This window comes from Methanoculleus thermophilus, from assembly GCF_001571405.1.
Classification (GTDB): Archaea; Halobacteriota; Methanomicrobia; order Methanomicrobiales; family Methanoculleaceae; genus Methanoculleus; species Methanoculleus thermophilus.
The window spans coordinates 65,438-89,158 of the sequence record NZ_BCNX01000003.1; the positions used below are offsets into that span (position 1 = coordinate 65,438).

Annotated in this window: 23 protein-coding genes; 8 read left to right on the forward strand and 15 right to left on the reverse strand. The window is 57.1% G+C overall.

Annotation, left to right across the window (positions count from 1 at the left end; all coding sequences use genetic code 11):
• Window positions 1–9: 9 nt before the first annotated feature.
• The gene (locus MCUTH_RS00415) at window positions 10–906 is read right to left on the reverse strand and encodes a ParA family protein (protein WP_236707418.1); all 897 of its coding nucleotides are present in this window, start codon (window positions 904–906) and stop codon (window positions 10–12) included.
• An 813-nt stretch (window positions 907–1,719) separates the two neighbouring features.
• On the opposite strand from MCUTH_RS00415, the gene MCUTH_RS00420 reads away from it, so the two are divergent.
• From MCUTH_RS00420 to MCUTH_RS00430, 3 genes are all read left to right on the forward strand, one after another.
• Entirely contained in the window at window positions 1,720–2,079 is a 360-nt protein-coding gene (locus MCUTH_RS00420) for a hypothetical protein (protein ID WP_066953906.1), read from the forward strand.
• A gap of 98 nt (window positions 2,080–2,177) precedes the next feature.
• Window positions 2,178–3,734 (forward strand): adenine deaminase, encoded by a 1,557-nt coding sequence (gene ade / locus MCUTH_RS00425; protein WP_066953909.1) that lies wholly within the window; start codon window positions 2,178–2,180, stop codon window positions 3,732–3,734.
• Window positions 3,735–4,703: 969 nt separating this feature from the next.
• Entirely contained in the window at window positions 4,704–5,282 is a 579-nt protein-coding gene (locus tag MCUTH_RS00430; RefSeq protein WP_066953911.1) for an MJ0548 connectase family domain-containing protein, read from the forward strand.
• Between the two features lie 95 nt (window positions 5,283–5,377).
• On the opposite strand, the gene eif1A is transcribed toward MCUTH_RS00430, so the two are convergent.
• Window positions 5,378–5,689 carry a translation initiation factor eIF-1A gene (eif1A, locus tag MCUTH_RS00435; protein ID WP_083524697.1) on the reverse strand — a complete coding sequence of 104 codons (312 nt, stop codon included), beginning with the start codon at window positions 5,687–5,689 and terminating at the stop codon, window positions 5,378–5,380.
• A 353-nt stretch (window positions 5,690–6,042) separates the two neighbouring features.
• On the opposite strand from eif1A, the gene MCUTH_RS00440 reads away from it, so the two are divergent.
• Window positions 6,043–6,303 carry an RNA recognition motif domain-containing protein gene (locus MCUTH_RS00440; RefSeq protein ID WP_066953916.1) on the forward strand — a complete coding sequence of 87 codons (261 nt, stop codon included), beginning with the start codon at window positions 6,043–6,045 and terminating at the stop codon, window positions 6,301–6,303.
• 175 nt (window positions 6,304–6,478) lie between these two features.
• On the opposite strand, the gene MCUTH_RS00445 is transcribed toward MCUTH_RS00440, so the two are convergent.
• From MCUTH_RS00445 to MCUTH_RS00470, 7 genes are all read right to left on the reverse strand, one after another.
• On the reverse strand, window positions 6,479–6,754 hold the full coding sequence (locus tag MCUTH_RS00445; RefSeq protein ID WP_066954655.1) for an aldolase: 276 nt from the start codon (window positions 6,752–6,754) through the stop codon (window positions 6,479–6,481).
• Between the two features lie 5 nt (window positions 6,755–6,759).
• Window positions 6,760–7,095 carry a cupin domain-containing protein gene (locus MCUTH_RS00450; protein ID WP_066953919.1) on the reverse strand — a complete coding sequence of 112 codons (336 nt, stop codon included), beginning with the start codon at window positions 7,093–7,095 and terminating at the stop codon, window positions 6,760–6,762.
• Between the two features lie 127 nt (window positions 7,096–7,222).
• Complete coding sequence (locus tag MCUTH_RS12095) at window positions 7,223–7,408, reverse strand: cupin domain-containing protein (protein WP_318010068.1); 186 nt, start codon at window positions 7,406–7,408, stop codon at window positions 7,223–7,225.
• 65 nt (window positions 7,409–7,473) lie between these two features.
• Window positions 7,474–8,256 carry a DUF2115 domain-containing protein gene (locus MCUTH_RS00460; RefSeq protein ID WP_224732760.1) on the reverse strand — a complete coding sequence of 261 codons (783 nt, stop codon included), beginning with the start codon at window positions 8,254–8,256 and terminating at the stop codon, window positions 7,474–7,476.
• A 137-nt stretch (window positions 8,257–8,393) separates the two neighbouring features.
• The gene (locus MCUTH_RS11495; protein WP_150468702.1) at window positions 8,394–8,576 is read right to left on the reverse strand and encodes a hypothetical protein; all 183 of its coding nucleotides are present in this window, start codon (window positions 8,574–8,576) and stop codon (window positions 8,394–8,396) included.
• A gap of 90 nt (window positions 8,577–8,666) precedes the next feature.
• Window positions 8,667–10,571, reverse strand: coding sequence for an anaerobic carbon-monoxide dehydrogenase catalytic subunit (gene cooS, locus MCUTH_RS00465; protein ID WP_066954661.1), 1,905 nt, complete (start codon window positions 10,569–10,571; stop codon window positions 8,667–8,669).
• A gap of 53 nt (window positions 10,572–10,624) precedes the next feature.
• Complete coding sequence (locus MCUTH_RS00470; RefSeq protein WP_066953925.1) at window positions 10,625–10,969, reverse strand: DUF488 domain-containing protein; 345 nt, start codon at window positions 10,967–10,969, stop codon at window positions 10,625–10,627.
• Window positions 10,970–11,120: 151 nt separating this feature from the next.
• Here MCUTH_RS00470 and MCUTH_RS00475 point away from each other — a divergent pair, with 151 nt between their 5' ends.
• The 3 genes from MCUTH_RS00475 to MCUTH_RS00485 all read left to right on the forward strand — a co-directional run bounded on the left by MCUTH_RS00475 (window position 11,121) and on the right by MCUTH_RS00485 (window position 14,821).
• Window positions 11,121–11,897: a cupredoxin domain-containing protein gene (locus MCUTH_RS00475; protein WP_224732759.1), complete on the forward strand. Its 777-nt coding sequence runs from the start codon at window positions 11,121–11,123 to the stop codon at window positions 11,895–11,897.
• A gap of 258 nt (window positions 11,898–12,155) precedes the next feature.
• Window positions 12,156–14,312, forward strand: a complete 2,157-nt coding sequence (locus MCUTH_RS00480) for an outer membrane protein assembly factor BamB family protein (RefSeq protein WP_083524698.1) — start codon at window positions 12,156–12,158, stop codon at window positions 14,310–14,312.
• Window positions 14,313–14,560: 248 nt separating this feature from the next.
• Window positions 14,561–14,821: a hypothetical protein gene (locus MCUTH_RS00485; RefSeq protein WP_066953934.1), complete on the forward strand. Its 261-nt coding sequence runs from the start codon at window positions 14,561–14,563 to the stop codon at window positions 14,819–14,821.
• 359 nt (window positions 14,822–15,180) lie between these two features.
• Here MCUTH_RS00485 and MCUTH_RS00490 read toward each other — a convergent pair whose 3' ends face one another.
• Window positions 15,181–19,269: an Ig-like domain-containing protein gene (locus MCUTH_RS00490; protein ID WP_224732758.1), complete on the reverse strand. Its 4,089-nt coding sequence runs from the start codon at window positions 19,267–19,269 to the stop codon at window positions 15,181–15,183.
• An 897-nt stretch (window positions 19,270–20,166) separates the two neighbouring features.
• Between MCUTH_RS00490 and MCUTH_RS00495 the strand changes: the two genes are divergently transcribed.
• The gene (locus tag MCUTH_RS00495) at window positions 20,167–20,547 is read left to right on the forward strand and encodes a type IV pilin (RefSeq protein ID WP_066953940.1); all 381 of its coding nucleotides are present in this window, start codon (window positions 20,167–20,169) and stop codon (window positions 20,545–20,547) included.
• 157 nt (window positions 20,548–20,704) lie between these two features.
• Here the strand turns inward: MCUTH_RS00495 and MCUTH_RS00500 are convergent, their stop codons facing one another.
• The 5 genes from MCUTH_RS00500 to MCUTH_RS00520 all read right to left on the reverse strand — a co-directional run bounded on the left by MCUTH_RS00500 (window position 20,705) and on the right by MCUTH_RS00520 (window position 23,721).
• Window positions 20,705–21,196, reverse strand: coding sequence for a hypothetical protein (locus MCUTH_RS00500; protein WP_066953943.1), 492 nt, complete (start codon window positions 21,194–21,196; stop codon window positions 20,705–20,707).
• A gap of 321 nt (window positions 21,197–21,517) precedes the next feature.
• A complete protein-coding gene (locus tag MCUTH_RS00505) occupies window positions 21,518–21,910 on the reverse strand; it encodes a type IV pilin (RefSeq protein WP_066953946.1) in 393 nt (130 codons plus the stop codon).
• A 403-nt stretch (window positions 21,911–22,313) separates the two neighbouring features.
• On the reverse strand, window positions 22,314–22,838 hold the full coding sequence (locus MCUTH_RS00510; protein WP_066953949.1) for a zinc ribbon domain-containing protein: 525 nt from the start codon (window positions 22,836–22,838) through the stop codon (window positions 22,314–22,316).
• A gap of 144 nt (window positions 22,839–22,982) precedes the next feature.
• Window positions 22,983–23,441, reverse strand: a complete 459-nt coding sequence (locus tag MCUTH_RS00515) for a hypothetical protein (RefSeq protein WP_066953952.1) — start codon at window positions 23,439–23,441, stop codon at window positions 22,983–22,985.
• 1 nt (window position 23,442) lies between these two features.
• Window positions 23,443–23,721 carry a hypothetical protein gene (locus MCUTH_RS00520; protein ID WP_066953955.1) on the reverse strand — a complete coding sequence of 93 codons (279 nt, stop codon included), beginning with the start codon at window positions 23,719–23,721 and terminating at the stop codon, window positions 23,443–23,445.

Here is a 23,721-nt window from a genome sequence, read left to right on the forward strand (position 1 = left end):
TACACATCCTCATTGCTTTTCGTCTAATTTCAGCACTGCTGTTGCCACTGCGTGGTATTCTCTACCAGCATCGCTCTCTGGTGCATAGTGGGAGATTGGAAGCCCTTTCTGCTGCGAATCATAGATTGAGGGCGAGTATGGGACCACAAATACCTGTTTGAATGCCTTTTTGACTTCGGCTTCAAACGCCCTCAATCGTTCAGCCTCTTTTTCGTCCTCGGCTGATGGACTTCCCAGGAAAATCCGTTTCAGGAAGAGCGCAAGCCCCCCAGTCTCGGTTGCCTGGCTGTCGGAATTCTTCCAGCGAGTCAGGATGGCGAAGTCTGCAGCGATCTCTTCTCCGAGCATCTCTTTGATGTCATCGAAGAGTGTTGACAGGGCTTCCATACCCCTAAGAGCGAAGGTACCGGGATCGAGAGTGACGATGATGTAGTCTGCTGCAACAAGGCCGTTGATGACAAACTGCCCCATGCTTGGGGGCGTGTCGATCAGGATGAAGTCATAGGTGCCTTGTACCCGGGTGAGCGCTTCTTTGAGCAGTCCTGCCCGGTTCTCTATGCTGTAGAGATAAGGCTCGACCCCTACAAGATCCAGGGTTGCCGGAGCAAGGTCGACCCCTGCCGCCGTGGGAATGATAACATCGTCAATCTCGATGTCAGGAAACCCTTCAAAGGAGTTCATGAAGACATCATACATGCTCACTTCAAGTGATTCAGGGTTGATCCCGAGTCCTGCAGTAGCGTTTGCCTGTGGATCGCAGTCTACTACCAGGACACGTTTTCCCTCCTTCTGAAGGAACCCTGCAATGTTGAGGCACGATGTTGTCTTTCCTGTGCCACCTTTATGGTGGGCAAACGTTACAATTGTTATATCCAGCACCCCTGAATATTCTCTTGGTAATGCCAATTATTAAACCTATTTCTATTGTATCGAAAATATGCAGGCATTGTTCTGAATTTAGAAGTTTCTGATATCTCTGATTGCTAATCTGGCCCTTCAGATGTGCGCGGTGTTCACAGAATGGCGATCGGTACCTGTGGCTACAGTCGATTCCCTCAGGTTTGTTCTCCCGCGCGTTACAGAAGAGATCACTGCTTTCTGGCAGCATCTTATAGAAACCCGTTTTGTAAACGAGTCTTTTAGCCTGTATCTGGCCATCGAGTCCGGATCATCCGCACGCGCTCGGAGACGGATGGCTGGTAGTCGGGTTCCGACCGGGAAATTCGGGAGATCATCCTTGAGAGATAGTCACCTCTCTTACGGTGTGAGGCTGGCGCTCCATCCAGCGGATTGGAGAGGAGGCTCCGGGGGAGATCTTCGGGATCCCTGATCTGGGTAACAGCGCCCCAGCGCTTAGGCCGCATACCGGTCGGCGGCGATAGTATGCCTGGCCGGGGAGAGCGGTCTGGAGGATGAGAATGGAAGGGAGTGATCTCCATCCAGGTATGATATCTGGAGGAAAACGGAGCAGAGCGGGGAGAATAGAGGAATGGAGAACTTGAAAGGATCTGATTATTTGCAATCGCTGGTCTTCCGTACAAGGACGCTTTTTGGCGGTGAATGGAGGCAAGAAGTTTTCAACGTCTGTTTTTTCATAATATATTAATATCATCAACCAGAACTGTGAATAAACAGAATGGAGGTGAATCTATGGTACCGATGGGCTTACGTGGTCCGTACTGCATTGCTGCAGCATGTATGCCCCGGTCCTTTGAGCAAATGTCCGGCAGATACCTTGTTCTCCTAATACTCGCTCTCGTCACCCTTATTGGAACTTCAGGATGCTTATCTACAACGATCGGGGAGATCTCCTATGAACGCGGCTCCCTGCAACTTCATGTGGAGAATGCTGCCGAACCTGTCGAGGATGCTGTGCTTCAGGTAACGATTATGGAAGTGGATATGCTTGAGCAGCGCGAGGTCTATTCTGAAGCACGGTATATCGACCTTGATGCGGGAGAGAACACGTATACTCTTCATGTCGACCTGCAACCAGGTTCGTATAAACTCTTCCTGACAATATTTGTCGGCGATGAACGGAGGACGTCCGTCATCCGTGATCTGGAGGTGACGCACTGATCTCGACCGGGCTTGCGGCGGCGCGGGGGCTTGAACCTGCTGATGTCGTCTTTACCGGTGGAGAGGTCTTCAGCCCGTTCACGTGTACCTGGGAGTGCGTGGACTTTGCAGTGAAGAACGGCCGCATTGTGGGCCTCGGGGAGTATGAGGGGCGGCGGGAGTACAACCTCTCGGGAACTTATGTGGTGCCCGGTCTGATCGACGCGCATGTCCACATCGAGAGTTCACTTCTTGCGCCGACGGAGTACGCACGGCTAGTTCTTGCGCACGGCACGACGACCGTGATCGCCGACCCTCACGAGATCGCGAACGTCTGCGGGGCATCAGGGATCGAGTACATGCTCGCGGAGGGAGCGCGGACGCCGCTCGATATCCTGATCATGCTCCCGGCTTGCGTCCCGGCAACACCCCTCGATATGGGTGGTGCGCGGCTGACTGCTGATGATCTCGCCCGGTTCCGGGGCCGAGAAGGAGTCATCGGGCTTGCCGAGGTGATGAATGTCCCCGGCGTCCTCTCTGGGGACGGTGACCTCCGGGAGAAGATGGACCTCTTTCCCGTGATCGACGGTCATGCACCGCTCCTCTCCGGGAAGGACTTAAATGCCTATATCTACGCAGGGGTTCAGAGCGACCACGAGTGCACTTCACTTTCCGAAAGCAAGGAGAAACTCCTTAGAGGGATGTACATCCTGATGCGGGAGGGCTCGACCGAACGAAACCTCCGTGAACTTCTGCCGCTCGTCAATGCCTGCACGGCCCCGCGGTGTTGTTTTGCCACCGACGACCGGCATGCCGATATGCTCGTGAGCGAAGGGCATATTGACGACTGCATCAGAAAAGCAATTGCCTCGGGCCTGGAGGTCGAGCAGGCACTCCGTATGGCCACGCTCTCTGCTGCCGAGCGATTTGGGCTTCACGATCGCGGCGCCCTTGCACCGGGGAGGCTTGCCGACTTCTGTATCCTCGACGATCCGGACCGTTTCGAGGTCCGGCGGATGTTCAAGCGCGGTGTCGAGGTGATTGGCGCCGGCTACCATCCTCCAGTCTGCCCCATGGCCACCCTGCGCGCCCGTGTACCTGAGCCCCATGAGATTCGGATCACCGGCCGGGGAGAGGCGCGGGTGATCGGGATCGTGCCCGGCCAGATCACAACCCGGGATCTGCGCTTCGCCGTGGATGCTGCAAAGATCCCCGATATTGAGCGCGATATTCTCAAGGCCGTCGTCACCGATCGCTACCGGGCAACCGGTTCCGGAGTCGGGCTTGTCCATGGTTTTGGCCTGCGGGAGGGGGCGATTGCCGGATCTGTCTCGCATGACTCGCACAATATCGTCGCGGTAGGGGTCGGCGACGCTGATATCATCCGGGCTATCGGCGAGGTGGTCAGGCTCGGAGGGGGGCTCGTGGTCGTCTCCGGCAATGATGTCACTGCGCTCCCCCTTGAGTGCGCCGGGCTGATGTCGGCGCTCCCCTACGACGAGGTCGTGGGGCGGCTTGAGGCCCTCAAGAAGCACGCCCGGCGGCTCGGGGCAATCGATAACCCCTTCATGTACCTCTCGTTCCTCGCTCTGACCGTCATCCCCGAACTGCGGGTCACGGAACGGGGGGTCTTTGATGTCCGGGCGTTTTCCGACGTTCCACTCTTCTGCGATTGAGGGTTGCCAGAGGGCGGCGGAAGCTGCCCCCGCTACCACGAAGATTGCCCCACCTCAAAAATAGGGTCGGAGTTTAGCAGTACTCTCCGATCTCCTTTGCCGGGCCGGGTGAGGGTCCGATCTGCCTATGTGGAGCGCTTCACACTCGCTAAAGACTGCCCTTTTTTCTCGAAGATCGACGATTATTCTCCCGGGATATCGCCTGAAGCCCGCGTCCTTTATGCGGAGATCTTCCGCCGGCCTGCGCTACGCGCTTCCGGGTTTCAATACTTGCGGCCTGGAGGCCTCTTGCCACGTGCGGTGCCTTGCCTCCGGCTCTCCCGACCCGCTGTCGGGTTTCATAGGAAGCAGCCTGGAGCCCTCGTGCTACGTGTGGTGCCAATCCACCAATCTTTGCGACACGCTTTCGTGTCTCTTCATCTGCAGATGCAAGGCCACGTTTTGTCTTTCTCCTCTCTCCAGTCATCCCACCATCCTCCCGGGACGTTGTTCAGATTCCATTTCTGGGTGAACTACGCCCTTTTTGGTCCAAAATGAGGTGAATTCGGCCCTTTGCCGGCATTGATCTCCTTTGTACAGTCTGTTTAGTCATCCAGTTCCCGGAGGCTGCTATCAGCAGAATGCTGCTGGATCTTACTATTCGTACATTCACACTCTGGACCGTCACCACGGTCACCCCGGTGATACCGCGCACAATAGCGTGACTATTATAAAAACATTGTTATTATTATGGTCTAATTCATTTTACTGAAATTATTTTGGAATTTGATGCGCTTATATTGCTCTAATTTAAAAACAGGCTTTGACTAACAATGAAAGTGTTATACCTTGTTCCTCATGCAGGGAACATGTCGTGAACCCCTATGATAGAACGGACGTCTCGGATGTGCATCAATAGATTGATGCAGAGTGCGGGTAAGTGGGGTGAGCGCAACAGGCCGTTCGTTGCCAGGGCCGGAGGTTTGCTCTATGACGCTTGTAATTGCGTTCGTCGGGAAACATGGCGCCGTTATGGCGGGGGATATGCGGGAGATTGCATTTCAGGGGGACGACTCCTGCATTGAGGAACTGGAATGCGAACTTTATAGCGGCCGAATTACGTCCGATAGTGAGTTAAATACCAGGGCTGATGAGGTTGGAGTGACAATCCAGGTCAGGGACGATAAGGCCAAGGTATCGCAACAGGACGGGGTGCTCATCGGTGAGGTGACCGAGAGTGATGGGCCGGCCGTCCGCAGAAAGAGGCTATACGCTACAACAGGGAAGTTCGCGATCGCTGAGGTCACTCATTCGCAGTTGAAGGTAACTGAAAGAGGCGGGGCAAGCAACTTTGTGGTTTTGGGAAACGAGATCACAAAGCGGATTGCCAACCAGTGTATTCAGGGGGCCTGGGAGGGTGGATCGGTCCCGGATGCCATCCGGCTCATCATGCTCATCATGCAGATAGCGGCGAGCGTGACGGCATCGGTGAGCAGAACGTTCATACTGGTGCACACAGATCTCACAGGCAACCTGGATGATGCCATCAGTCAGGGTCTCCGGGTATAATTGCCACCTGGATGGCGGATCCTGGGTCATTCCCCCGATCAGCGGTGGGGCCCTTGAGTCTGTGCCATCTCTCAATCGTGGCACAGAAGCGCAGGTTATTGGTTGAGGTAATTGTGCTTCTTGAGCCAATCGACCTGGGGCTTGATATAACGGTAGACGATATCGCACTTCTCATCCTGGAAACTCCAGGGAATAACAATCAGGAGATCGCCTTCACGGATCCAGAGCCGCTTCTTGATCTTACCCTTGATCCGACCGGTGCGCGTCACACCGTCCTCGCATCGGACACGTATATGGTTTGCCCCGAGCATCAGGTCGGCTCGGCCGAATATCTCTCGATTTCGCTTCTTCGGTAACCGTACTCGTACAATCTCTTCGCTGTTTTGGGTTCCTCGTGTATTTGTCAGTTAATCAACTCCATAACAGGCAGTGACGCAGACTCAAGCCTACGTCATTCCTGGAGGTGTATACCAATGACCCGAGCTACCATTAATGTATCTATCCCGAGGCGTATCGGGAACTCTGTGTCAGGGGGTCTAGTAACTAGTAAGATGGATCTCAATCCAATCCCCGGCCTCACTCACTGTATGGGCCATACTCCCCGGCGGTCTGCGGAGATGGTACCCCTATCCCGCCGGGCTCTGACCGCATAGGAGGCACAACCGTTATGCAGTCTCAGTGCTGCAGCGTTGCCTGTGCTTGCAGCCTCCTCCGAAGGGTTGTTAAAGTTTGAAGGTATACGGGTGGAGAGGATCTTTGAATGGAAAGCAGTACGCTGTACGTCGGAAACCTCACCTACTCGGTAAGTGAAGAGCAGTTGAAAGAGTTGTTTACCCAGTATGGGACGGTAAATGACGTCAGAGTTATCGAACGCAAAGGGTTTGGATTTGTTGAGATGTCCACTCCCGAAGAGGCAGAAAAGGCAAAAGAGGCCTTAAACAACACTGTATTCGAGGGGCGCACGTTAAAGATCGACGAGGCACGGCCCCCAAGACCGAGAAGCGAGTTTCGCCGGTACTGAGTTCGTGCTCGGTAGACCACGGAACAGTATCCCGAATACCCCTCTTTTTATAGTATAGATTCGAGTTCCACCTTGATCGACGCGGCCTCTCTTGAAAGCCACATTCGCCGGAGATATGCGGACTGCGTTTAAAGTCCCGGAAGCGCGAGCGCTTCCGGCGGAACCTTCATCCTCTTCACTCAGAGACTGCTCTATACTCCTGCATCAGGGCATCCCCATACGCCTCCCTCTTCTTTGTAGGGATGTAATTGAACGCTGAGGCCCTTCTGAGGAGCTCTTCGCGAACTGCGGCGTCGCTATCCAGATGCAGGTCCCGAACACTGGAGATGATAAACTCAAGTTGATTGATCCCGGTCGCCTTCCCGTCCACGAGGATCGTCTTGATCTTGATCGCATCTGGCCTGACCCCGCCGCAGATGGTGCAGTAGTTACCATCTTTATCGTTTGTCATGTCCATCATTCCCTGATCATCGTCAGCATCATCTTGAACCGCGTGATGGCCGAGAGAGCGTGGGGAACATTTGCCGGGAAGATGATCGTATCTCCCTCGCGCATATGGTGTGTCTCGCCCGCGACCCAGACCTCGCACTCCCCGTCGAGGATCGTTACCACCGCATCGTAGGGTGCAGTATGCTCCGAGAGCCCCTCGTCCTCGTCGAACGAGAAGAGGGTGATGCTCCCCGAGGGTTTGTTGATGATCATTCTGCTTGCCACGGTCCCGTCCTGGTAGGAGACAAGGTCCGCCAACCGAAGGACCTTTCCCTTCAACTCTGCACGCTTCTCTTCAGACATAGTTCATCCACTCACTGTATAACTCATCCATCCCGCCGGCAATCTATTTTTCGCATCTTGCTCACGAATAGACGAGCATCCTGTCCACCGGGCACCGACTGGAGCGCCAGAACTGGCCCGGTGGCCTTCACCACGAGCACCCGAATGTACTATTACTCTCGTTGATCCGGCGATGCGGTATCGATGCCCGGTTCTCGACCTGGCGGTCCTTCCCGATCTCGACGATCCTTGCTCCTTCGAGGACGGAGAAGAGGACGTCCACCGGTGTTCTGCGCTCCTTGAGTGGTTCTCCGGGCGCAAGCGTTATCCCCACCGCCGCCGAGTGCTCGGTGTCGTAGATCTTCCGTGCATCGCTGTGGGGTTTGGTGATCGGTACTTTCAGCCTTTATAGTTCGTCCAGTAGTTTGCGAGACATTCCCGTTTCCTCCGCTCATAACGGCGGGCCCGCATCTCCGGGTAGGTCGGCTCCTTGCTCTGGACCGCCGGGCAGTAGGGGCAGAGTGCGAAAGCCACATCATTGGCCTTATCCCTGACCGGACAGAGATAGGTCCCCTCCCACTCGTCGACGATCTGCCCGCCGGGGAACGGTGTGCCGACCGGGTGGGCGGGCTCTTCCATGACGAACATGGTGAATGCGGAGAGGAGGTACTTCAGGTAAAGGTACCTGGGGTCTTTCTCCCGCGCCTTCTCGGCGCAGGCCTCCGCCACCATGGCGCAGTAGGCACGAAGCGCCGGGTTCGGTGGGGCGTCCAGCTCGGGACCGCCGCCGTTCCGGGAGAGGAGGATCAGGCGGTGGTGCGCCCCGAAGATCTCCTCGCGGACGCTTTCAAGAAGGCGGTCGCGGTAGTTCTCGGGGAGGTCAGCGACCTTTCGTTTGAACCGGGCGTTCATCACCTCAAGGTCGTGCAGGTCGAAGATCCCCACTTCGCAAGCGATCACACCTAGGAGGTCTCTCTTCGTTGTTGCCTCTCCCATCCGCTGGCAGGCCTTCCTGATGGTCGAGACCGATACCGACTGCCCGTTCTTCTCGTCTTCCTCCCAGTTATCAGTGAAGGGGTCGATGATGAAGGAGCAGGCATCGCGAGAACCGGCCCCGGGTGCATCGCGGGCGTCCCGGCCGATGAACCGTCGGAAGCGTTCAAGGATTCTTCTCAGCCGCATGGTCTCACTACTATTCTCCAATGAAGGTGGGGCATGGGGGTGTTTAATTCTGGTGTAGTTGCCATGGTAACAAAGACAAATGACCCCTTCTGGAACCAGACGATCCTCGGGTTGCGCCGCCTGCGGCCTTGCGGCCGTCAGTCTGGAACAGTTAAATCAGCGAGTTTGCCATATACTGCCGATATGTCGCAGGGCCACCCCATTGGATCCTTCTCCCGTCCGAGAGATATGGAATCCGAAAACCGCTTGGGAACGCTTCCCTCCATGCCCCACAATCCTTTTGCAACTTCTTTTTTGGGAATATCTTCAAGAAGACCCATTGCGCCCGATCCTGGTGAGTGGCTCGATACTTATGACCGCGCCTGCATGATCATCTACCGGGGACGGTCGAAAAAGAGGGTTATTATCGCCTATATTCCCAGCTTCTCCCGCTTCGCCTCGATGTGTGCGAGGATCCCCTCCGCTGCCTCCACCGCATCCGTCTCGACGTGGAGCACCCCGCCGGTGATGCCGGGGAGGTCTTGCGTGAGGAGTTTGACGAGGTCCGGCCCCCCGGTCACGGTCGGGACCGGATTGACGTAGGTGTAGAGACCGAGCGCGAGCGCAAACAGGGCGTCGATCGTCGCCTTCTGCTCCATGTACTCTGGAGCTGCGACGGCGACCGGGAGGTCGGGGAGGGGCACGCCGCCGAGGGCTTTGGAGACCGCGAGAAGGAGGTCGGCGCACCTACCGGTGTCGGTGCAGGTCCCAAACCCGAGCACCGGCGGTACACCGAGCGCTGAGCAGAGTCTCTTCAGCCCCGGCCCGGCCTTCTCCTTCGCCTCCGGTGAGCAGAGCCCGGCGACCTGGAGCCCGGCCACGCCGCAGCCCATCCCGAGGACCAGGATATCGCGCGCGATCAGGTTCTCCGCGACCGCGACGGTATGGACGTCCTGCCCGTAATCGCGCAGCGTGGTGCAGGAGACGAGCCCGACGACGCCCCGGATGGTCCCATCCTTGATGGCACTAAGCAACGGGTCAAGACTCCCCCCGAGCGCCTCGACGATGCTCTCTGTGGAGAACCCGACCACCGCCTCCCGCACGGGAAGACCCGGGATCGGCCTTACCTTCTCGCGCCGCTCCCGGAAGTTCTCGATCCCCATCTGGAGGAGCGCTGCCGCCTGTTCTTTTGCCTTCTCGGGGACGTACTCGAGCCTCTCCGTCCCGCCCTCAAAGACGACGACTTCGCTGACCGGGATCAGCTTGAAGTGATACTTCTCGGCGTAGAGGGGGTCGAGCGGGAGCGAGCAGTTCATGTCCGCAGCAAAGACGTCGACCGCCCCGGTGGCAAGCACCGCCTCCTGCATGATCCAGTTTCCCGTGTAGCCGTAGAAGACATTGTCCATCTCTCTTCTCTGGATCAGTTCCTGCCCGGTCTCGATGTTCGCGATGATCCTAAGCCCCTTCGCCCCCACGGCCCGAGCTTTCTCCTGCCACTCGTCGGTGCGGGCGAGGTCGATGAGAGCGAACCCGAGGAAGGGTTCGTGGCCGTTCGGGAGGATGTTGACGTAGTCTGGATCGAGCACCCCGAGGTCGACCCGCATGGGGTGCGGGCGGGGGACGCCGTAGAGGATGTCCTGGATGTACTCGAGCACGATCTGACTCTGGTAGGCCATCGCGACGCCGAGGCGCATCGCCCGCATGGCGTGGCTCGCGTACCATCCGTCGACGTTCGTGAGGGTCGAGGCGGTATCGACGATCGTCTCCCCATAGATCCCGCCGGGGAATAGCCCGAGACGCTTCCAGACCTCTTTACGCTCCTCCGGAGCGAGCCGCTCCACAATCAGGCTCGGCTCGTAGGTGAACCGGTGGAAGTCCTCCTCCACGAAGTCGCAGAGCCGGAGCGCGACCTCGGCATCGCTCCCGCTCGTGTCAATCCCGAGCCGTTCGGCAAACGTCCGAAGTTTTCCGGAATCCGCGATCGTGAACGGGGTCTTCCCTTCCGCGGTCGCCCGGAGGGTTCTCACCGCCTGCGCCGCATGAAAGTGGTAATTCGATGCCCCCATGACGTTCCGGAGGAGCATCATCCGCATCGCCATGCCGTCGGCGTTGATCCCGCAGACACCGCGCCAGTTCCGGGAGGCATCGGCCCGGCAGGGGCCGTTCGAGCAGAAATCGCATCGAGCGCCTGCCCGGCAGAAGGCGCATCGCCGGTCGGGGTCGTTCCCGAGACCCTGAGCCTCGTAGCGGTCCCAGACGTTCGACATGCCGTCCGCTTTGAGCCGCTGATAGACGGTCCTCACCGAGTCGTGGTAGGATATCCTGTCGCTCTCCATGGTCATGGTGAGTGACACTCGCCACAACCATAAGTATGTGTCGGTACCGCGGCTTACCCCTCCTCAAGGTAGCGTTTCAGCGCCACGGCGTTGTTATGCTCCTCGTCTTTAGCGGCGTAGAGAAGCGTCACGGTCCCTTCAGCCGCCTCTCTCTGGAGTTTGGCGAGCGTCTCCTCTTTTTCCTCGAGTTCGGCCCGGTAGCGCCGGAGGAACTCCTCCCACTTTGCCGGGTCGTGCCCGAACCATCGGCGCAGTTCGTTGCTCGGTGCAAGGTCTTTCTCCCACCGGTCGACCACTGCCTTCTCCTTCGAGAGACCCCGCGGCCAGAGCCGGTCGACGAGGATCCGGGTCCCGTCGTCCTCCGAGGGTTCTTCATAGATCCTCTTTGTACGCAGCATGAGGGGGGATACGGCGGCCCCTCACATAACACTGTCCCCCGCGAAAACCTGGCCGGTATTTCAGGACATTCACGAAGATCTCGATGTATATTGGTGTATGGTACACACCTGCGAAAAGTATATTACACTCGTTTCCATCCCCTGCCCCCGTATGACTGGATTGGCGAGACTCCTGATCGTCACCCTGATGATAGGGTGCGTGGCTCTCTTCTCCGGGGCGGTTGCCCAGGAGTATGGGGGCGACCAGACCCCGGTCCCGACCATGGCCGGGGGCGAGACCAATGAGACAAATGTCACCATCACGTCGCCGGAGGTTAATGCCAGCATCCCTGCTGGAAACGTCACGGTGAGCGTGAACGTCACGAACTTCACGCTCGTCGAGCCGACCGGGCAGCCGAATGTGCCGGGCGAAGGGCACCTGCACTACTACCTGGACGCCCCGATACCGACGAATGCAAGTGAACCGGCCATCCCGCCGACCGGCGGCTACGTCATCTCCACGAACCTCACCCATACCTGGGAGAACGTGACGGCGGGCGAACACAACTTCTCGGTTCAACTGGTCAACAACGACCACACGCCGCTCATTCCGCTCGTCTTTGCAACAGTGAACGTCACCGTCGATGGGAACGCGACCGAAAATGCAACGACGGTAAACATCACGGCACAGGATATCGCGTTCGATACGGAGACCATCACGGTGCCAGCGGGAGCGAACGTGACGATGGTCTTCAATAATATGGACAGCGTCCCCCACAACGTTGCAATCTATGACAGTTCTCTCCGGTCGGAAGAGATCTTCGTGGGCGATATCATCACCGGCCCTGCTGAGATCACCTACAACTTCACGGCGCCATCCGAGCCGGGAACCTACTACTTCCAGTGTGATGTCCATCCATCCATGAATGGTGACTTCATTGTGGAGTGATCGGAACAAACGGGTGTGAAGAGCTGGGCTGCTCGCTCTTCTTACCCCTCTTCTCTTCGATACCGGTACTGTGTAGATCTATCGGCTCCGGGAGCGGATCAGCGTTCGGGTAGGCATCCGATCAATCGCACTTCTACGGATCCAGCACAGCATGACTGGGCCTGTGTAATATGGTATTCAGTCAAACGGGCTTATTCTGGCAAAATTACGGCATTCTTGCGAAAAGTATATAGCACGCACATATCATCCCTGCGCCGTATGCAGAGACTGTTGAGACTCCTGATCGTCACCCTTGTGATAGGGTGTTTAACGCTCTTCTCCGGGGCGGTCGCCCAGGAGGAGAACGCGACTAACATGACCAACGAGACAGCAGGATCACAGACGGCGGACGGAGTCCCGCTGGAGATCGTGCAGTATGCGGCTGATTGGCCGCTACCCAATAGAGATTACGAGAATACCCGGGCAACGACAGATGTATCGATTAGCAAAGAGAACGTGAACGATCTGGCAATCGCCTGGACGTTCGATATCAACGCCACCGGCACCTTTGGCGGCGCAAGCAGCAACCCCATCATCATGGGGGACACCGTCTACTTCCAGGATCTCCACGCCAACACCTACGCCTTAAACCTCGCCGATGGTTCGGTGACGTGGGAGAAGATCTACAACAACACCACCGTGACCGGGCCGAACGGGCCGGCGGTCGGGTGGGGTAAGGTCTTCGTGACGAACGACCCCTTCTCCATCGCAGCGTTGAACGCATCGAGCGGTGAGGAACTCTGGGTGATGCAGCTCATCAACACCACGCCTCTTGCCGGGGAGATCATCGGTGAGGGTATCGACATTCAGCCCACGGTCTACAACAACCTCGTCTTCACCTCGACGGTCCCCGGACGCGGTGATGTCTTCTACCGGGGCGGCGCCGTAGGGATCCTCTATGCTCTCGACCAAGAGACCGGTGAGGTTGTCTGGAACTTCAGCACGGTCGACGACCCGGCGAGCATCTGGGGCAACCCTGAGGTCAACAGCGGCGGCGGAGCCTGGTACACTCCGGCCGTGGACACCGGGACCGGCATTACATACTGGTCGATAGCAAACCCGGCGCCGTTCGCGGGAACACCTGAATTCCCGAACGGCGCAAGTCGTCCCGGCCCGAACCTCTACACAAACACCCTGATGGCACTCGACCATGCAACCGGGGATATGGTCTGGTTCACGCAGGTTCTCCCGCACGACCTCTTCGACCACGACCTCCAGATGCCGCCGATCCTCGCCGATGCCAACATCAGCGGAGAGGATCAGAAGATCGTGATCAGCGGCGGAAAGATGGGCAGGGTCTACGCCTTCAACCGTGACACTGGCGCTATCCTCTGGGTGTCCGTCGTGGGCAGGCACGAGAATGATCATCTTGCAGCCCTCCCGCCCGGCAACACCACGGTCTACCCTGGAGCGCTCGGCGGTGTCGAGACCCCGATGGCCTACGCGAACGGCACGGTCTACGTGCCCTACGTTGACCTCTACACCAACTGGACGCCGGAAAGCTCGCTCTCCATTGGTGTTGAGGGCGCACCTCAGGCGGAGATCCAGCCGGTTCCCGAAGGTACGGGCGGGCTTGTGGCTATTGAGGCCAATAGCGGCAAGGTCCTCTGGGACAGGAAACTTGACTCCATCAACGTCGGCGGCGCAACGGTCGTCAATGACCTGGTCTTTACGGGAACGTTCAACGGGACGATCTACGCGTTTGACGCGGTGACCGGCGAAGAGGTCTGGAACTTCACTGCACCTGCAGGCATCAACGCCTGGCCTGCGGTTGCAGGAGACACCATCGTCTGGCCCTGCGGTGTCGGTGAGATGGCCCAGGTCATAGCACTCCGTCCGGGTGGTATGGCCAACGTGACCCCGACTCCGACGGTGAACGTCACTCCGGCAGCGCCAGTGAACATGACCCCGACTCCGACGGTGAATGTCACTCCGGCAGCGCCAGTGAACATGACCCCGATGCCAACAATGAACGTCACCCCGACTCCGACGGTGAACGTGACGCCAACAGTGAATGTCACCCCGGCGCTGACGGTCAACGTCACTCAGACGCCAACGGAGAACGTGACCCCGACAACCCCCGAGGCCGAGATGATGGTGAACATCTCTGCCGATAACCTCGCCTTCGACACGGAGACCATCACGGTGCCGGCGGGGGCGAACGTAACGATGGTCTTTGACAATCAGGACGGGGGTATACCTCACAACGTCGCTATCTACGACAGTCCCCTTCGATCCGAGGAGATATTTGTGGGTGAGGTCATCACCGGACCTGCCCAGATCACCTACAACTTCACGGCGCCATCCGAGCCGGGAACCTACTATTTCCAGTGCGATGTCCACCCCTCGATGAATGGCGACTTCATTGTGGAGTGAGGGAAAGACGGGACAAACCCGTCTTTCTTACCTCTTTCTCTTCACGGGTTTGGTGGGGACCCTGTGTGCGGTAACGGGGACCGGGATTTCCGTCTTGCTCGCAGTATGAAACCCTGGTCGTCCGGGTGGGCGCATCGTTGCAGAAGAGAGCCGGAGCGGGTGAAGGTGCGAACGCAGGCATTGGGCTCTCTATCTTCGGTGCGCCCAAGTAAATTATAAATATCATGTATGCCACGACCCCACCTCTCATGAGGCCGAACCTAGTCCTTCTGGCGGTGCTTCTCATCGTGGGCGCCGGCATACTGATTGCAGGGTGCGTCTCGCCGAGTGGAGACGGCATGCAGCCGATCGAGACCGAGACCCCGATAGATACGGAGACAGTGGCAACCCCTACAGATATGGAGACCGAGGAGACCCCGACGGATATGGCGACTGAAGTTACTTCAACCACCATGGAGACATTACCCGGCGCGACGGACGCGGAAGCAGGCGGCCAGACCGGGTATTGATGAGTTTGCGAAAGGATTGTAGAAGAGGGGATGGACTTCCCCGTTTTTAAATTTCAGATTGAGATTTGAGCCTCTTGTATACACTGCTCTCTCTGAAACTGATGACTCGCCTATACACCTAAGGGTGGAATTGGTGCTATCGGGCGGCAGTGTGCGTCCTAGTGCATTCGCATGTCCCGGGACGGGTCTTTCTGGATGCATCAACAGCCGTAATTTCCGGGATGCGTTTCAGAGGAAAGGCGAAGATCCATTCCAGGAGTGAGCCGGCACCTATCGGGTGAGTAGCCGGGGATCTTCCTCCATCTAGATATCTGCTATTTTGGTTTCTTCAGGATTGGTGCGGTAAAAAAAAGGGAGAATTAGTGTCTCCGCCTCGCCCAGAGGAGGAATGCCAGCGGAGCGAGGAGTGGCGCGTAGATGAGCGGTGTTACCTGTGCCTCCACCGAAACGGTGGTTGGCTCTGTCGTCGCACCCTCGGTCACGATCTCGGTGGGCGTGACGTCTAACTCCTCTCCAGCAGTTGCGTTGGTCTCACCTCCGACTGTTGCATTGGTCTCCCCGATGGGCGTTACGCTCGCCGATGCTGCAGTGATGGCAAAGGTGGAGAACCCCGGTATGATTGCCCGGAAGTGGTAATTGCGCCCTTCATTTCCGATGACTGTGGTCTCCAGGCTCTGCCAGGTGTTGTCGACGTAGCGCATGAGCCTGACATCCTCTGCGGTCGCGTCATGCTCATCGAGCCAAGCGCCGGGGACGGTGAAGACCACCGTTGCGTTGCTGATGCGTTGCGGGTTCACCCAGTTGAGATTGATCTCGAAGTACTCGTAGACGTCACCGGCGGGAGGTCTCGCCGCAGAAGGCTGAGAGGTCTCCTTTACGGTCACCATCATCCTCGGGATAGTCTCGGCTGCCGTGACGGCGACACTGCTGACCGATGAGATGGGGATATTCATAAAGGTGAACGTCTCCCCGGCTCTCAGATTCTCTCGTACTCCTGCATAGAAGGTGGGACGGCTGTCACCACTGTCGCCCCCGCCACCTCCGCCACCGCCTCCGGGGGTGGGAGTTGGTTCGGGCCCGGCGCTGGTCGTGATAGTGACTGTCGCCATCTCGATCGCGCTTCCCGCTGATGCGATCACGTCCACGGTTCCCTCCGCGAACGCGGCAAAGAGCCCGGCACGGTCGATGGAGCCTTTATCCATGTCTGATGAAGCCCAGTCAATCCGGACCCAGTCAATCTCATTCTCGTGCTGGTCAAAGACCTTAGCAGTGAACTCCTGGATATCTCCAGGCTTCACCGTTGCCGTCGGGGGCTCAAGCTCGATTCTGGTCGGGATGGAGAACGAGGGCTCAACGGTCACCTGGATCGAGCCCGAGGCACCTCCCGTTGATGCGGTCAGGGTCACGGTGCCCTCTTTGAGAGCCGTGAAGGTGCCGGACTCGTTGACTGTCCCGACGGCATCGTCACTGCTCTCCCAGGTGAGATTACCGGCAGGTATGACGCTGCCGCTCTCATCCCTCACAGTGAGTGCCAGGGTGTTGTTCGCGGCGATGGTGAAACCGGACGGGCTGACCGTGATCTGCGTAAGCGCCATGGGCGCCGGGAGAACGGTTACCGTTGCGGCCCCGGTCTCGTTGAGCCCCTCAACCGACGCGGTGATGGTAGTGGTACCTTCCCGGAGTGCCGAAAAGACCCCGTCGGATCCAATCTCACCAACGCTCGGGTCATCGGATGACCAGGTCACCTCCCCAGACACTACGCTGCCCTCCGAATCGTATGGAATCGCGGTGAATCGCCTGGTGTCACCCGCATAGACGGTGATCTCCGATGGGGTGACCACGACCCCGGAGGATTCATTGGTGACCCTCACATCCACCGTTCCGGTGATGTTTTGGCCTGATGCTGTGATGGTCGTCCTTCCTGCGGCACGAGCGGTGAAGATGCCTCCCGCATCGATGGTCCCGACGGTCTCGTCGCTACTTGTCCAGTTGATACTGCCGACAGTTATGGGGCGGCCGTTCTGGTCGAGAGCGTTCGCAGCAAAGACTGCGGTGTCGTTGACGTTCAGGGTGATTGCCGCCGGTGTGATGGCGAGGGTCGTTGCGATCGGTTCTTCTTCTCCATCATTGACGGTGACGGTAGCAGTCCCGGATACATTGTCTGCCGTCACGGTGACGTTCGTCGTTCCCACGGCAAGAGCAATGAAGGTGCCAAACTCATCGATGGTTCCGACGGTCTCGTCGCTGCTTGCCCAGGTGACCGCAACGTCGGAGACGACGTTACCGGACCGGTCAAATCCGCTGACCTCAAAGAGCAGGTCGTCGCCGACATTCAGGGTGACTGCGGACGGCTGGATCACAAGCCTTGCAAGCACCGGTTCATCAGCGTTGACGGTGATGGTTGCTTCTGCGGATATGTTTCCTGCCGATGCCGTGACGTTCGTCGTTCCCGCGGCAAGAGCGGTGAAGATGCCGTTCGTGTCAATGCTCCCGACTGTCTCGTTGCTGCTAGTCCAGTTGATCTCGCTGACGGACATGGGCTGGCCGTCCTGATCGAAGATGGTCGCCATGAATCTCTGAGTATCGTTGACCGCGAGGGTGGCACGCGGCGGCGTGATCCTGATCTCTGTTGCGATGGGCTCTACCTCGCTGTCGTTGACGGTGACGGTTGCTTCTGCGGATATGTTTCCTGCCGATGCGGTGACGTTCGTCGTTCCCGCGGCAAGAGCGGTGAAGATGCCATCGGCGTCAATGCTCCCTACGGTCGTGTTGCTGGACGTCCAGGTGACCGTAACGTTGATCATCTCACGGCCACGCTGGTCAAGGACGGTTGCATTGAACCTCTCAGTCTCGTTGATGGCGAGCGTGGCGGTGGGTGGACTGATCGTAATGCTTGTTGGAACCGGTTCGGCCGGTATATCCTCACTGACCGTGACGCTTGCCGTGCCGGAGACGTTATCTACCGATGCCGTGATCTCCGTCGTCCCCACAGCAAGAGCGGTGAAGATGCCATCGGCGTCAATGCTCCCTACGGTCGTGTTGCTGGACGTCCAGGTGACCGTAACGTTGGTCATCTCACGGCCACGCTGGTCAAGGACGGTTGCATTGAATCTCTCAGTCTCATTGATGGCGAGTGTAACGGTGGACGGGCTGATCGTAATGCTTGTTGCGACCGGTTCGGTCGGCGCATCCTCACTGACCGTGACGTTTGCCGTGCCGGAGACGTTGCCGGATGTCGCCGTGATCTCTGTTGTGCCCACTGCAAGAGCGGTGAAGACACCACTTGTATCGATGGTTCCGACGGTCTCGTTGCTGCTTGTCCAGTTGATCTCGCTGACGGTCATGGGCTGGCCATTCTGGTCGAGAGCGGTTGCGTTGAAGGTTATGGTGTCGTTAACGTTCAGAGTGATAGTCTTGGGAGTAACGTTGATGGTCGTCAATACCGGTTCGGTCGGTGCTTTGGGCTCGTAGACAAACATGTAAAGGTTCGAGTTAGGACTCTGGCCCCTCTGCCAGACGATCGTATTGCCGCTGGCAACAGGGTAGAGTTGCTCGTCATCGGGGCCTGCTGGTTCAAAAGCGATCATCTCTTCCCCATCACTCGAGAGGTCGTACATGTATATGGCCCGTGGCCCGTCGCGCATGTCCTCCCAGGCGATGAGACGCTCGCTGATTGTCGGCGAGACCTGATAACCTGGGGCAGTGGTGATCCGCCGCTCTGTCGCTGCCGGATTGTCGAGGTCGGCCATATAGATCTCAGGGTTCGTAGTCCCGTGCCGGTAGTCCTCCCAGGCAATAAGGCTCCCGGACAGCGAGGGCCAGGACTGATACAAGGGAGACGTGGCAGTCGTGGATACCCGGCCAACTACCGATCCCGCCTCGATATCATAATACCAGAGTCGCTCCCCACTGTCAGATTCGTTCACCCAGGCGAGATACCTCTCGGAGAGCGCTGGCCTGAATTCGGTCCCCACAGTCGAGAAAGGAATCGTCGTCTTTGCGTTGGCCTCGATGACGGCCTTCACGGCTCCGGCGCCGATGTCGTAGAGGACGATGTTTGTCTTGCCGGTACTGTTGTCGTACCAGGCGGCGTAGTTTCCGCGGACTATGGGCAGCCACTGATAGCCGGAATCGTTGGTGAGCGGTCTCTCTTCACGAGTGGAGATGTCATAAAGATAGATATCCGAGTTTCCGTTCCGGCTATCCTGCCAGACGATGTAGTTCCCCGAGATGGACGGCATCGCCTGCGAGGCAGGATCAGTCGTTATCCTCTCGCCGGTGTAACTGCCGAGCGATCTTCGGAAATCGCCTACGGTTCCAAGATAGATGTCGTTGTTGCCGTTCCGGTCGTCTTGCCAGACGATTCTGTCGCCGTCGATATCCGGGCGGTCCTGCGCTCTGTCGAAGCCACGATATATGTGCTCCCCCGGCGCAGCCTCTATCGCCATAACCGGTGATATCAACAGTCCGAGAACAACAACTGTGCACAATAGTGCCAGATGTGTATATTTAGTCATTCTTTCCCCCCTTGCTTGATAACACTCCACCTGCGGGATCGTCGATGCATACCTTACGGTACGCACAAACGGGCTGGCTAAAGCAGGCGCTCGGCCGAGCACCCGGCAGGTGTACTGCGAATTCCAATCAAGACCCGGTCATAGGGCAACCGGTGAATGGGTGAATAGTGATATAAATATATATCCTTTACGGTGGTATATTCACAGATTTTTATAATAAATTCAGGTAACCCACATCTATCATCATGAGTACAGATGTGTTGAGAGGGCTCCACTCCCATGCGCCGGGCAGCGATCGCGGATATGTGGTCATTGGCACCCGCTGACTCTATAAAGATTTCTAGATTCTAAATTTTCGCTAAAATCCCCTGTACTCTGTAGATCGGCGCATTACTCTGCATGGTTTTGGAGAAGAGCCTGATCATCAATAGTGGGCGCTGCAATCGCTTTGGACGTTATTATTATGGATTAAGGAGGAGCCGACCGTTCAACGCGTCCCGGCAGGGTCCGGCGGATCCGCTGATAATCCACTCAACGGTTCTCCCCGCAGCATCGTGGAGCGGGGTTGATCGGGGCATCAGTGTTGCAGTGAGTGGAAGGGATCGGGCCAGTCTCGCTCTATCCAGTAAGTATGGTCGGCCGGGGCGGATTTTGTGAGCTCGTTATATCAGGCATGCAGCGCTCTGTGTCGAGGGATACGAACAGATATTGACCTCGATCCTCACCCTATCAATATTGTTTCTTGGTGCTATAGCCACATGTGAAGGATTTATGCTTCCCGGAGTAATACAGGCAGCCTTTTAGGAAAAGGCCGAGAATTACCCATTTATGGAATGTACGGATACAGAGGACGGGATCTCAGAGGTGGTGGGCACGCTTCTTGTGGTGGCGCTCGTGGTCGCTTTTGCGGCGGTTGCGATCTCGATGATCTCCGGGACGGAGATGCCGGATGAGCCAAAGACCGTCGTGGTGACGGTGATCCGGTCGGGAGATACGGTCACGTTCACCAACCACGGTGGAATGAATATGGACCGGGTATCGGAGATCAGGTGCTGGATCGGCGGGGTGGAATCTGGAAATGAGAACTTCACCCTCGAAGCCCGGGTGGGGGCGACGCGAACGTATACTGTGGAGGAGATGACCCGGATTGTAGTCATCGGGAAGTTCGCCGGGAACGAATCATGGATACTGTTTGACGAGATGGTTTGATGGGTTTGCTCGTTTTTGAGGTGACGGCTCTGCTCCATGGGTGGCGATAGCCGGTGATGTGTCGTGCCCGGGTCTGTATGATCAAGATTCGGATGCGCCGTTAATGGGATTCGGTCTTAAAAGGGATGATTTACTGCTCTCCTTCAATATCTTCTCCTTAGTCCTCGTCCTCATCGCCATCATCCCCCACCTTTGCGATGTACCACGCTACCGCGAGAATGAGCGGCACCCCGACCGGGACGGAAAGCCCCGCCGGGCCGTGGAGGAGGGGGCCGTACTGGAGTATACAGGAGAGGAGATAGGCGGCGGCACCACCGGCGACGAGGAGGACGAGCTGTTTCTTGGTCCCGGTAATCCCATCATACCGGCAATAGACGAGGTACCCGGCGGCCGCGAGGAGGAGGCCGGTGCCGAGGACCCAGACGAGGATCGAGAGAGCCGACCGGCCGCCGATAGTACCGGACGTGACATAGCTGAGATCACCGACGAGTGTGATGACGCTCGTCCCGAGGTAGGTCTGCTGGTAGCGGAGGAGGGGCGACTGGAGGCCGGCGCCGAGGCCTTCCTCCCCGACGAGGTAAATGTTCATCGGCAGGATAAGGGCGGCCGCGAGGAGGCAGAAAAGGATAGTTTGATTCTTTGTGAGCATTGTTCATCTCCATTTTACTCGATGGCTGCGGGATGATTCACTGTCCTATCAGTATCTTAAAATATCCTCTCATTTGCTACTGAGCCCGATCGAGCGTCGGAGAGTTCAGGTGCAGGAAACAGGGAACATTGTCGGGTTGTTATACAATACGCACTCCCCGGAAAAATGTGCTCATAGTTGTCCTTTGACTCTAGGCCCATCTATGTTTCTTCCTCCACCCAACAGAGCGTTTTGAGATGAGCTTCATAGTTTATCCAGGGCATAGAAGAAACACATTAGACATTCGATTGGGTTAAGCGGTGCAAATAAAAAAAGGATGGTTTAGTAGAATTTGTCCAAGACAACCTGTTGTGACCCATCGGCGAAGTGTGCAACAACTACTACATGATTCCCAGGCGTAATATTGGCAGCGCTGTAGAGTTGCGCACCAACACGGATATCGTCACCCGAAATTTCGCTGAAGTTACCACCATCGATTGACATATTGAGCGAATTCAGCAGATCAACATCGCCACTACCCTGGAGGGTTACTACAAGGCCCTGTGTGTTGTTTAAGGCAGCCGTAACCGCAACTGTCTTCGTCGTGTCAACATTCGAGCTCATCCCAAACACAAACGCCGCAATAACCGCAGCGAGGATCACGGTGATGGCGACCATGAGGATGACGCCGATCACCGGTGAGACTGCATCTTCATTCTCTCTGAAGTTCATCATACTCATTCTCCTTATTTGATCTCACGCCTCCGATTGGTGCGTAAGTCGACGATATCACCTAATTTTTAATTATATATACGTTTATCGCAGCGATTTCTATAGGAATAGATATATACGATTATCTGCACTTAATCGAAAGATCATTTCATCCCATATATGAGTTGTTGAAAAGAACAAACAGTCATCATCAACGGTATCTCGTATGATGTGAGCTTATGGCGCTGAGATCGCGATGTTAAGGCTCAACATAGGCCCTATGGGTGCGGCAGGTGGGTGAAATTCCGGGGCCAAATCAGGCTCTGATCGCGGGGAGTGCGCGATGCTCCCCCGGGATATGGCGCGGGAGTAAATCATGCGGCAGGAAGAAGGCGTTCGTCCTTGCATTGAAGACGCTAAAAAAAGATTACTCCTGCCACCTCGGCAGTGTTGAGAGATACTGTCGCACCATCTCCTGCGCCTTTTCGAGGGGTATGTCGAGGTTTTTAGCCATCATCGGTGCGTACTTCCCGATCGCCTGCTCTCGGGTGAGATCGGGCTCGGTGAATCTCCCGTTCTGGTAGCAGTAGGTGCAGTAAGCCGTACTCCGCGTTCTGTCCGCCTCTGTCCCAGCATCCTCGTCGCGAAGAAGAGGCATCCCGCAGCTCCCGCAGAAGGCAACCTCCTTCCCGGCCCATCTCTTCAAGCACGATATCTGCTCCCGGGCGAACCGTTCTGCATTTTTGACCGGGATGTCGTAGAGTTGCGACATTATCGCCCCACATCTCTTGGCCATCTCGTCGATGGTGATCTCGGGCTCGGTGAAAGCGCCGTCCCGGTAACAGTAGACACAGTAGTCCTTCGAGAGAGTGCCGTTTGCTTCCGTCCCTAAATGCTCATCCTCGCTCATCGGCATGCCGCAACTCTGGCACGTTCGTGATCTTTTCTCCATAGCCTTCCCCTGGCGCTGAAACGCCTTTAGTAAATGAACGAGTCCTACGGTAGATAAATATTCGCAAAAGTGTTCGGGGAAAACCGGCTGCCGGGGTAGCGGCCGAGCACCCAACCGCGGGCTCATACCCCGGCCAAGGTTGCTTTATTCTTTTCGGGGTGGGAACCGGATCGTCATCCTGCCCCCGGAGACGGGCTCAAGGACTGCGTCGTGCTGGAGCACCCGGATGTAACCCGTAAGGTAGTGCTCAGCCACACGAATATCTGCGAATGTCTCGCGAATAGCCGCTGCGGCGCCGTCTCCGCCGATGCTGAGGATTGCGCTCCCATCGGCTTCATCAATATGCTCACAGGGTATCCCCCATGTTAAGAGGATCCCCTCCATCAGGGTCGGGGGATCGAACTGCTCCTCGGTGTGAGCGAGAAGTGCCGTACCGTCTTCTTTACCGAGTTGCTCGGCGATCACGGCAATTCGCCTGGTAAGATCCAGGGTGGCCTCGGCAAGAAGCCTCTGAATCAATGGTCTAGTGACATCGTGCCGCCGCAGGGACCGGGCTACCTTGATCAGTTGCCAGTCCCGGGCAAACGAGGTACCGGCGCGCATCTCATCCTCTCAGAATGCTATGCGTCATCACGCAGAGGCCGATGATCACCACGATGCGTGAGAAGACCGCGGACCAGGCGATGAGGAAGGCGTCGGGCGTGAAGATGCTCACCAGATCCACAAACGTGATCCCCACGATCAGCGTAAATAGCCCGTAGATAAAGGTGAGCAGCGTCTGTTGCCTGATGATCCGGTAGGCATTGAATATGACTGCGATAAGAAGTGCTCCTAAAAGAAGCGTCACAGTCGAAAGCATCTGCTGCATTGTCTCGATTTGCAT